10 protein-coding genes and 1 pseudogene are annotated in these 9,940 nt (G+C 59.2%); 3 read left to right on the top strand and 8 right to left on the bottom strand.

Annotated elements, in window-relative coordinates; genetic code table 11:
- Positions 1-276, bottom strand: a 276-nt coding sequence (locus B0D78_RS11795; RefSeq protein ID WP_143521727.1) for a helix-turn-helix domain-containing protein, incomplete at its 3' end; no start/stop codon positions are given.
- A 263-nt stretch (positions 277-539) separates the two neighbouring features.
- Between B0D78_RS11795 and B0D78_RS11790 the strand changes: the two genes are divergently transcribed.
- The 3 genes from B0D78_RS11790 (at position 540) to B0D78_RS11780 (ending at position 4,224) form a co-directional block, all read left to right on the top strand.
- Complete coding sequence (locus B0D78_RS11790; RefSeq protein ID WP_240496174.1) at positions 540-2,321, top strand: DEAD/DEAH box helicase; 1,782 nt, start codon at positions 540-542, stop codon at positions 2,319-2,321.
- A 198-nt stretch (positions 2,322-2,519) separates the two neighbouring features.
- The gene (locus B0D78_RS11785; protein ID WP_240496173.1) at positions 2,520-2,867 is read left to right on the top strand and encodes a molecular chaperone DnaJ; all 348 of its coding nucleotides are present in this window, start codon (positions 2,520-2,522) and stop codon (positions 2,865-2,867) included.
- Positions 2,868-3,231: 364 nt separating this feature from the next.
- Positions 3,232-4,224, top strand: coding sequence for an HAD family hydrolase (locus tag B0D78_RS11780; protein ID WP_078017139.1), 993 nt, complete (start codon positions 3,232-3,234; stop codon positions 4,222-4,224).
- Between the two features lie 52 nt (positions 4,225-4,276).
- Here B0D78_RS11780 and B0D78_RS11775 read toward each other — a convergent pair whose 3' ends face one another.
- The 7 genes and pseudogenes from B0D78_RS11775 to B0D78_RS13285 form a co-directional block, all read right to left on the bottom strand.
- Positions 4,277-5,056 carry a YdcF family protein gene (locus tag B0D78_RS11775; RefSeq protein WP_078017138.1) on the bottom strand — a complete coding sequence of 260 codons (780 nt, stop codon included), beginning with the start codon at positions 5,054-5,056 and terminating at the stop codon, positions 4,277-4,279.
- Entirely contained in the window at positions 5,053-5,736 is a 684-nt protein-coding gene (locus B0D78_RS11770) for a GntR family transcriptional regulator (protein ID WP_317540216.1), read from the bottom strand. Before B0D78_RS11770 ends, B0D78_RS11775 begins: the two co-directional genes overlap by 4 nt.
- 388 nt (positions 5,737-6,124) lie before the next feature.
- Positions 6,125-6,568, bottom strand: a complete 444-nt coding sequence (locus tag B0D78_RS11765; protein WP_078017136.1) for a DUF340 domain-containing protein — start codon at positions 6,566-6,568, stop codon at positions 6,125-6,127.
- A gap of 24 nt (positions 6,569-6,592) precedes the next feature.
- Entirely contained in the window at positions 6,593-7,408 is an 816-nt protein-coding gene (locus tag B0D78_RS11760; RefSeq protein ID WP_009165591.1) for a DUF3100 domain-containing protein, read from the bottom strand.
- Positions 7,409-7,492: 84 nt separating this feature from the next.
- Positions 7,493-8,806 (bottom strand): amidohydrolase, encoded by a 1,314-nt coding sequence (locus B0D78_RS11755; RefSeq protein ID WP_078017135.1) that lies wholly within the window; start codon positions 8,804-8,806, stop codon positions 7,493-7,495.
- 399 nt (positions 8,807-9,205) lie between these two features.
- Complete coding sequence (locus tag B0D78_RS11750; RefSeq protein ID WP_143521870.1) at positions 9,206-9,733, bottom strand: hypothetical protein; 528 nt, start codon at positions 9,731-9,733, stop codon at positions 9,206-9,208.
- A pseudogene (locus B0D78_RS13285) lies at positions 9,697-9,940 on the bottom strand (hypothetical protein); the annotation flags it as partial. The pseudogene B0D78_RS13285 and the gene B0D78_RS11750, both read right to left, overlap by 37 nt.

Here is a 9,940-nt window from a genome sequence, read left to right as displayed (position 1 = left end):
AGAGGTGTTACAAAGGGAAGTAACGGAGCAGTCATACCGGTGAAGGCAGCAGTTTGCTGTCCGGCCATAACAGCCTTTGAAGACAGTCTCTGCATGTTTTCTGATCTCTCTGGAGATCGTACTCGGCGACTTCAGAACTGTTGAGGCAATACTTCTGAGAGATTCTCGCCGGTTGAGGGCGCTTTCAATGGCTTTTCTTTCAGCCAGAGTCAAATGTTTGTTCATGATGATGAACTCCTTTCCGAGATCTGTTGTCTCGTAAGAAAGGTCTTTCATCAATTCAGACTAAATGCAAGCTCCTTTTAATTCAGATTTAATGCAACGGGGTACCGGATGTTGCGTTGCATTTACCTTGAAGAATTTCATTTATCACTGAACAACGACAGATTTTCCTCCAGGCATTGACAAACACGCATGAAACGATCATAATTGTTTTTTTAACGCGATTTCAGCGTCATGATTCAGGGATGAAACGCCAAGGGCGGCTCGCGGTGGGCGGTCCTTTGGGAATCCCTTGCGATTCTGGGAGGAATTACGAAGTGACCGCAGCAAGTTTTAGAGATTTCAATCTGCCCGAGAGTTTTCTCGCCGCTCTCGATCAACGAGGCTTTACGACGCCGACGCCGGTTCAGGCGCAGGTGCTGTCGCAGCCCAATCTGGACACGGACATGGTCGTGCAGGCGCGCACGGGTTCCGGCAAGACGCTGGCTTTTCTTCTGCCGCTGCTGAACGAACTCGAAGGCGGCGGCAAAAAGCCCCGCCTGCTGGTGCTCTCGCCGACGCGCGAGCTGGCCATGCAGAACGCCGGCGAATCGGAATTTTTAGGCCACATCAGAGGCATCGCCACGGCAAGCATCGTCGGCGGCATGAGCATGGAGCACCAGATCTTCCAGCTCCGGCGCGGCGCCTCGGTCGTCGTCGGCACGCCGGGACGCGTCCTCGATCATATCCGCCGCGGCACGCTCGACCTGAGCGAGATCGAAACGCTGGTTCTTGACGAGGGCGACAACATGCTCGACATGGGGTTCCGCGACGAGCTGGAAGCGATCCTCGAAGCCGCTGTGAACCGCAAAAAGACCTGGCTTTTCTCGGCGACGATGCCCGACGCGGTGTTTTCGCTCTGCAAGCGCTATCTCAAGGAGCCGTTGCGGCTGGAACTGAACCACGAGGAGGAGCAGCACGAAGACATCGTGCACCGCGTGTATCTGGTGCCTTCGCGTCAGCGCATGGAAGCGCTGGTTAACATCCTGCTGTGGGAGAAGCCGGCGCTCTGCCTGATATTCTGCCATACCAAGACCGATACGGGAGAAGTGGCGGGGCGTCTTCAGGAAGAAGGCCTGATGGCTCTGGCCCTGAACGGCGACATGACGCAGCGCGAACGCAGCAACGCCTTGGAATCTTTCCGCACCGGGCGCATCCCCATTCTGGTCGCCACCAACGTGGCCGCCCGCGGGCTGGACGTGCAGGGGGTCAGCCACGTGATCCAGCTGGGCCTTCCCGACAGCATGGAGACCTTCGTGCACCGCTCCGGACGCACCGGGCGGGCCGGTCACGAAGGCAGCAACCTGTTGCTGCTGACGCCGCAGGAATCGGGACGCTTCAAGTTCATGATCCGCAGCTCCGAGATGAAGGTCAAATGGCTGAAAGTCCCCGACATTCAGGAGATCAGCGTCATTCAGCGCGAACGCCGCGAAGAATCGCTACTGGAGCTCGTTCCCGCGCCGGAGATCCGCGCCTGGGCCGAGTCGCTCCTCGAACGCAGCGACGACGCCGCGGATCTGGCGGCCAAGCTGCTGTCGGTCGTGGTCAAGGACATCCCCACGGGTTACTCCCTGAGGGATTCGCTCCAGCGCGAGCTCGACCAGCGCCGCGAGCGCGCCGCCGCGCGCCGTGAAGGCCGCGTCGGTTCCCGCTTCGACGGCGAACGGCGCGGCATCGGCGCGGAACGCGCGCGCTTTCGCGGACAAGGCCTTTCCATCCGCATCGCCAAGGGACGGAACGACCAGGAATGGTCCGTGGGGCGGATCTTGGGCGCGCTGTGCGCGGCGCTCGGCGTCAGCCGCGACGAGATCGGCAACATCAAAATGCGCGACTCGCACACCGAGGTGGAGCTGAGTCCCGCGGCGATCGCCAGCCTCGACGACGGCGGACGGCGGCGGCTGATCGACCGCGGCTTGATCTCCGGAGGCTCCGGCGAACCCCAGCCCCGCTTGGGCGGCCCGCGCCGCGAGCGCCGCTTCGATCGTTCCGGCGAACGTCTCGGCAAAAGGAATTTCGAGCGTGCTTCGGAGCGCCGTCCTCGATACGGGCGCGACGCCTAAACAAAAGCGCAGGAGCCGTTTTGCTTTTTAGAGCGAAAATGGCTCCTGTTTGTTTCTCCCGTTTTGATTTTCAGCGCCCCAAGCGAGTATAATGGACGGGAATTATGAAGAAGAAGCGGCGCGATCGTCGCATTTCCGCCGACGGGAGCGTACATTTTTCGAGAAGGAGTTTTTTCCATGGAATTCGATCCGGAAACTATGAAAATTCACATCTGCAAAAAATGCAAGGGATTGGGATTTGGCATCGACCTGAAGGGCAACCGCTTCAATTGTTCCGAGTGCAACGGAACGGGGCGTATTCTCGTCAAGACGCTCAAGGAGGAGTTCACGCTCGACAGTCTGAGCGAGAATCTCTCTTTCGACAAGGAAACGATGAAAGTCCGCGTCTGCAAATCCTGCGGCGGCCTGGGCAGCATCAATTACGGCGTCGAAGAGCGCGAATGCGAGGACTGCCACGGCACGGGACGGATCATCGAACAGAAGATCCTTACGGAATACCAGCTGCATCACGTCGACGGGATCGCCGCCGCCGAAGAGAAAGCATGAACGTTCGGGGAGCCGTTTTGCTTTAAACCGCGAAAAAATGCGAAAGGCGACGCCCAACCGCTAAAAACAGCTTGCTTTGTTCACAAGCTGTGCTATACTTTTCGTAATGATAAAGTCTACCTGCGGTGTTCGTGATCTTGGCTTTCGTCTTGAGCCAACACCTGTCGTCCGGTGAAGAGAGGCTGCGGCCGTCGTGGCGGTCGGGCAATCTTCCATTTCTAGCGGAACGGGTCAAGACTGCCGCGACACGGCACTGTGGGCCCAGTTTATCGAAAAAGAGAGAACTCTCAGGGGGTTCCCTCTTTTTTTGTATCCAGCGCCGACGGAACATAAAATCTTTTCGATACAAACAGGAAGTGAGACAATGAGTTCCCCCTATATCCATCTCGATCAAATCCGCGGGGTCGTTTTCGACTGGGACGGCGTCATTGCCGAGAGCAGGCTCGATTTCGCCCCGATCCGGGAAAAATACTTCGGCGGACGGCGCGTTCCTCTGCTGGAGACGGCGGCGGAGATGCGCGAGCCTCTCAGAACCGAGCTCATGAACGCCATCAGGGACGAAGAGATGCGAGGCGCCGCGCGTTCCGCCGCGGTCGCCGGCGCTTTCGATCTCGTCAGCCTGCTCGACGGACGCCGCATTCCTTGGTGCGTCGTGTCGCGAAACTGCCGCGAATCCATCGAACGCGCCGCCCAAAGCATTGGCTTCAGGCTGCCGCCGCAAACCTTCGGGCGCGAAGCCCGCCACGTCAAACCGGATCCGCGAGCGCTGACCGACGCGGCAGCGTCCATCGGCGTGCCCGCTTCCCAGTGCCTCGTCGTCGGCGACTACCTTTACGAGCTGCTTGCAGCGCGGCGTGCCGGCATGCGCTGCGTTCTCGTGAACAACTGTTCCGATCCTGAATGCGCCGCACTGGCCGACGCGACTTTCGCCACAATGTACGCTCTCGCCAGGGGCTTGGTCGAGGCACAGGCTCTTGTGCCATGGGAATACCGCCGGTTCGTGCGGGATAACGGTCGGCGGGCGCTCGAAAGGATGCACGGACAGTCCGTTCATGTCGACGTTTTCCTCTCGCCGCGCTGTTTGTCCCTGCTGGGAGATTTGGCCGCGGCGGGGCTCGGAGAGATCACCGTAAACGCCGGCCGCACCGTGAGCCCCGCAGAGCTGGAGGGGCACCCCCTGCTCAGTCCTCTCTGGCTGGGAATGCCTGTCGTGCAGGCGCTAATCTCGATATTTGCCGTTCATTACCCGCTGTTGCACGTTGCCGCGGGGCAGGCGGGGCGTCCGCTCTCTTCCGTTGTCAGCGCCCAAAATTTCGCGGCGGAAATCTCCCGCGGCTCATCGGCGGGCTCACCATAAAAAAAGCGGGAAGTTTGCGTCGTCGAAACAACGCGGCGCAAACTTCCCGCTTTTATTGATCCTGTTTCTCATAGCGTGAACGGAACCAGTCCCTCAGAAGCGCCAGCGTTTCGCGCCAGGCCATCGAGGTCAGCTCCAGGCCCCGGCAGGTCGGCACGAAGTTCACCGGGCGCCAGGGCACGTTCCGCACGAGGCTGGGCGCAGGCGAAGGGACGACCTCGAAATCAGGCATGAATTTTTTCGCCCAGCGCAGAGCCCGCGCCATATGAAAACGGTCCGTGACGAGAAAGACCTGCGGGCGCGGACGCTCGTCGGGATACAGCCTTCGCAAAAAAACGGCGCTCTCGCGCAGATTGCCCTCGGTATTCAAGGAACGAGTTTCCAGAAGCACTTTTTCCCGAGGCGGCGAATCCCGCAGCCATCGCGCCATCAACGGCGACTCGATGCCCGAAAGCAGGAGCTTCGCGTCTCCGCAGCGCGATAAAATTTCTCTCGCTGTCCGCAGACGCCGCTGCGAAGAAACGGAGGGCTGATACGTCTGTCCTTCGGCGACCGCGCCGCCGCCGAGCACAAGCACGACGGCCGAACGGCCGCCGCTCCCTTCCTTTGCTTCCGGCGTCAGAGCTTCCAAAAAGGCAAGCATCTTTTTACCGCAGAAATCAGTGCACGAAAAAGCGAAAAGCAGCGTCAGCAGCCCCCACAGGACGCGCCGCTTTGCGCGCCCCTCCGCCGCCGGGATCAGAAGCAAAAAGAACGACGCCGCCAGGAACAGTCCCAGCGGCGACAGCAGGGCGATGATCAGCGTCGACTGAAAGAAAGACCACTGACTCATGGGCGGAGCGGAAGACGTTCGGAAGTATGCGTGTTCAAGTAAGCCTCGAGGCGCGCCCGGCTCATGCGTATGTGAGCCCTCATGGCCTCGCGCACCCTTCTCTCGTCGCGGTCCAGAAGCGCTTCGATGATCTCCACATGCCCCTCGGCAAGATGCCTGATGTACTCGGTGTCGCCCAGCGAATACGGACGATACAGGTTGATCACATCCACCAGCTCCTGCAGCGAATTCATCAGGAAACGGTTGCCGGACGACTGATACAGGAAAGCGTGGAAACGGCGGTCCTCTTCCAAATACTTTTGCGGATCCGTATCGTTGCCCATGTGTTTGAAAATTTCGAGAAACTCTTTCAGCTCCTTTTCCGGAGGGTTCACCGACACCAGCGCCGCCGCGAACATTTCCAAGTCCTCGCGCAGCTCGTAGAGCGCCCCCGCGTCGCTGATCGACGGCAAGGAGACGTAGGCCCCCTTGCGCGGCGTCAGCGTCACCAGCGAAGTCTTCGCCAGCTGACGGATCGCTTCGCGCACCGGCGTCCGCGACACGGCCATTTTTTCCGCCAGCTCGACTTCGGAAAGTTTTTCCCCCGGCTTGATGATACCGCTCACAATAGCCTGCTTGATCTTCTCGTAAACGATCTGACGAAGATCCATGTTCTTTGCCGGATGAAGCGGATTATACATGATCATCACCCCATCATATAGAAGCAACGCTTTGCAACCTTTATTTATGATTATACAAAAAACATTGAGCCGCCGCAATCATGAAATCTGCACGAAGTCACGTTGAAAACGCGGCGTTTTCCTGATAATACTATTTCTTAATTAAAAGGCCGAACGCGAGGGCGCTGCGGGAGAGATTCACAAAGCGAGCTGCGCAGACCGCGCAGCGGTCGAGGGAGTCCCGAGCGACTGAACTCCTCCGCAGCGCCCGGGAAACTATGTTAATACTTTCCATCAAGAATTAGTATCACACGATCGTTTCCCAAGACTTCTTTCAGGGCCGTTTCATACAAAAAGCCGCCCCGTTGCCATGTACGGCAACGGGGCGGCTTCGTCTGCTCCGCTTCTTTTACTTCATGAAGCGAAGGACTGTTTCGGCGATGATCGCGGAACCGAGAAACGTCCCCACGAAGACCATCAGCCCGACGAGGATGATCCTCAATCCCTGTTTTTTCAGAAGGTCGATGTCCTTGCCGAGCGCCAGTCCGGCATAGGCCAGGATGGGCGTGCAAAGGCCGACAAAGCCGATCTTGCCGGCGGCCTTGCTGATGAACGCCGCGCCGGGCAGCAGATCGGGGATCGTCACGATGCAACCCAGCGTGGTGATGTAAGCGACCGCGGGCAGACCTTTCCAGGGGATCAGCTTATGGATGATCACGCCGGCCGCGACGATGCCGAGCAGCACCGCCATGCCCAGCAGCGTGTCGGCAAGCGCGACGCCCTGCATCATATTGACGACGACGCTCAGGAACGTATCGATGAGCATGAAAAGGACGAGCTGTACATTAGTCATGGTCGTATACTCCCTTCTTCTGGGCTACTTCTGCGCGCCGGGTTTGCTCGGAGCGTCCTTCACGCCGCACAGGCGGACGAGGAACTCCGTCATGGGCAGACCGATGAAGACCGACATGTACAGGCCGTCCAGACCGGAGAGCATGTTGCTGGAAGCAGCCAGAGCCGTAAGCTCTTCTTTCAGATCGGGGAACATCGCCACAAGCGGCGCCAGAGACGTCGTCATCATGCTGGCGCTGCCGGTGCCGCAGGCCATCGCCAGAGCCTGGGGACTGAACCAGGAGATCGTCGAAGCGATGATGGAGCTCATGAAGCTGCAGAACAGAGCGCCGAAGACGGTGCCGGTGATGTACACGCCCATGACGCCCAAGCCTTCGGGAGAGTCGATCCCGTACTTTTCACCGACCAGGGCGACGCTCGACTCGCGCGCGTTGGAGAAGGCGGCGCCGACGGCTTCGCGGCGCAGCCCCAGCAGCACGGCGAAGGGAACGCCCAGCAGGGCGGTGCCGAGGTTGCCGAATTCCTGCAGCAGGAGCGCGGGAGCCGAATGGACGACCTTCCAGAAGCTGGGGCCGACCAGCGTGCCGTAACGGGCCATGAGCAGGAAAAACGTCACGCCGACCAGCGACGAGACCTGCATCATGTCGTCCATCGAGAGGAGCTTCATCTTTGGCAGGCTGATGACCGCGCCCAGAATGAACGAGTAGAACATGGGCACCAGAACCAGCTTGGCCGGGCCGACGTCGAACGTCTTGCCGCCGATAAGCTCGGCGACGACCGACAAGGCGAGCGCCAAGGCGTGGATCTTCCAGTTCCTCAATGCTTTGCCGACAGTTTCCATACAAAAAAGCCTCCTTCTGAAATAGAGAATGTGAAGAGATAAAGCCGAACTTCGACCGAAGGGCACACGCCCCTCGGACACAACCTAATATTCGGAAAAGCGGGCGTCCATCGCCGCGAGATACTGCTCCTTCGTGTAAATGGGCTTAAAGCCGCCGATGATCTCGCGCGCCTTGGCCGCGTCGTCGGCCAGCAACTCGACGACCGTCGCCAGCAGGGCCTTGGCCGAGTCCATCACCGCGGCGTGGAAGTCCGTCACCTTGAACTGCGCGGAATGGAGCGCGCCGACGGAACCGCCCGCCGACGGATGAATGCCGGGCATCAGGTGGCAGATATCGCCCATGTCCGTCGAAGCGGCAAAGTAAGAGCCCGTCAGCACCTTGTCGCGTCCGACCAGAGCCGCGGCGTTTTCGACGAAAAGACGGTTCAGCGGATCGCAAACCGCCAGCGGCATGTCGCCGGGGATGCTGGTGAAGTGGAACGTGCAGCCCAGCGCCTCGGCGCCGCTCCTGAAGGCCCGCTCCACCTTGGTGAACACCGAATCGATCACGGCCGCGTCGGCGGCGCGCACGTAGCCTTCGAGGCGCACGTCGTCCGGCACGCTGTTGACCGAATCGCCGCCCTTGGTGATGATGAAGTGGACGCGCACGTGATCGTTGTCGCGGAACGTCTCGCGCAGCGCGTTGACGGCGTTGATGCCGGCGACGGCCGCATACAGCGCGTTGATGCCCTGGTCGGGAGCGGCGGCGGCGTGAGCCTGTTTGCCCTCGTAGCGCACCATGAACACGCGGAAGCCGTTGCCGTGATAAGGGACGGAGAACGCCGGCCCTGAGGAGAACTCGCCCGCATGGATCATCATCGCCATGTCCACGTCGTCGAACTCGCCCAGGCGCACGAATTCGGGCTTGCCGCACAGATAAGTGATTTTGCCCTCGTCGCGCATCTTCTTGCGGCGGTCGATCTCGATGAACTCCTCCGCGGGAACGGCCATCAGCGCCACGGAACCGTCGAGCTCCTTCATGACGCCGCTCCTGACCAACGCCGCCGCCGCGGTCAGCACGATTGAAGTCTGAAGATTGTGCCCGCAGCTGTGGGAAGCGCCGTCGACGGGATTGGCCTGCGGATGGTTGCGGCAGACGATGCCGTCCAGCTCGCCGATCAGCGCGATCTTTGGCCCTTCATTCTCGCCGATGTCGGCGCGAAGCCCGGTCAACGCGATGCCTTTCTTCAGTTTCAATCCCAGCGCCTCAAGATTTTCGGCGAGTTTGCCGCTGGTGCGCTTTTCGAAAAATCCCAGCTCGGCGTTGGCCGCGATGTCCTCCGCATAGGTGCGGACCGTCGGCTCCGCCGCGTCGACCGCCGCAAAAATCTTTTCCTTCAACGACTCTCTGTCAACCAATCAGAACGCCTCCCTCAAAACATAGAACGCCCATCGGCGCGAAAAAACAAAAGGCCGCGACTTTTTACAGAGGCCGCCTTCACACCGCAGGACACAAAATAACTTCGCTTGCAACGCCTTTCTTCAGAGGCAAATCGAATATAATCTAACGCATTCGTTTTGTCAACTACAAAATTATCAGAAATATAAAAACGAAATTTGCATTATTATGCAGGAAACAGTATTTTCATCCCGACGCCTCGGCGTCCGCCGCGCGCATCGTTTTTTCCCGCGCCGCCGCTCCTGTCAATAGCCAATAAAAATGTCACCATAACTGCTCATTAAAAAAGTCACCCCATCACACTCCCATCACAGCAAGACACCTCGAAAGAACTCCCCATCGTGCCGCCATAACAACGTCTACGCGAACGTACGTTTATCCCGACATGTGCTATGATATCCCTGCCTTTTGACGACGCCACGCCGCCAAGGGTGGTCCGGAGCGGGCTTGTGCGCTTTCACAAGCCCGCTTTTCCGTTTCTTTGCCGATGCCTCATCGGAGTTGACTCGTTTTTGACTTTCAACCTCCTTCATCTCGATCCGTCTGCCCTTGGAAACACCCCAGATCCGCCCGGTCGACGTTTCACGCACCTCAACCGTCGTTTGGGCCATCCCGAGGCAATCGTCCGCCGCCGGAACGTACCGACGACCTCCATAGGAAATCATGCCGCCGTGATCCGTCCTGCGAGATTCGCGACGCGCAAAGAGAAAATCCAAATCGACTTTTCCTTCCGGCTTCACATAAACGTCCTCTCCCTCAGCCGGCGTGACGGCAAACTTCCGATTGTGCCTGGCGATGAGCTTGGGCAAAACCTCGTTGGCCGCCGTGATATCCGAGACGCCAAGCAGCCTCAGCTCCCCGGCAGCCTGTCCTGCATCGTGTTCCAAAGACGTTCGACACGCCCCTTCGCCTCCGGCGTCAAGGCAAAGATCTGCCCGATCCCAAGATCCTTCAGCCCCCGTCCGAAACAACTTAACGGCTCCCCCTTCCCCGCCTCATTCCCTTCATTTCCTTTATTCCTTTCATTCCCTTCATTTCTTTCATTCCCTTCGATCCGATCCTCATCATCCTGCGCCCGTGCCTTTGGAGAGCGG

This window comes from Pyramidobacter sp. C12-8, from assembly GCF_002007215.1.
Lineage (GTDB): Bacteria > Synergistota > Synergistia > Synergistales > Dethiosulfovibrionaceae > Pyramidobacter.
The sequence above is the reverse complement of the archived record's forward strand: the minus strand, read 5'-3'. Positions and strand labels throughout refer to the sequence as shown.

What these genes read in the sequence shown, in the direction of transcription:
- B0D78_RS11760 (WP_009165591.1), bottom strand. Translation starts at nt 7,408, where the DNA reads ATGGAAACTGTCGGCAAAGCATTGAGGAACTGGAAGATCCACGCCTTG.
- B0D78_RS11765 (WP_078017136.1), bottom strand. Translation starts at nt 6,568, where the DNA reads ATGACTAATGTACAGCTCGTCCTTTTCATGCTCATCGATACGTTCCTG.
- B0D78_RS11770 (WP_317540216.1), bottom strand. Translation starts at nt 5,736, where the DNA reads ATGTATAATCCGCTTCATCCGGCAAAGAACATGGATCTTCGTCAGATC.
- B0D78_RS11775 (WP_078017138.1), bottom strand. Translation starts at nt 5,056, where the DNA reads ATGAGTCAGTGGTCTTTCTTTCAGTCGACGCTGATCATCGCCCTGCTG.
- B0D78_RS11785 (WP_240496173.1), top strand. Translation starts at nt 2,520, where the DNA reads ATGAAAATTCACATCTGCAAAAAATGCAAGGGATTGGGATTTGGCATC.
- B0D78_RS11780 (WP_078017139.1), top strand. Translation starts at nt 3,232, where the DNA reads ATGAGTTCCCCCTATATCCATCTCGATCAAATCCGCGGGGTCGTTTTC.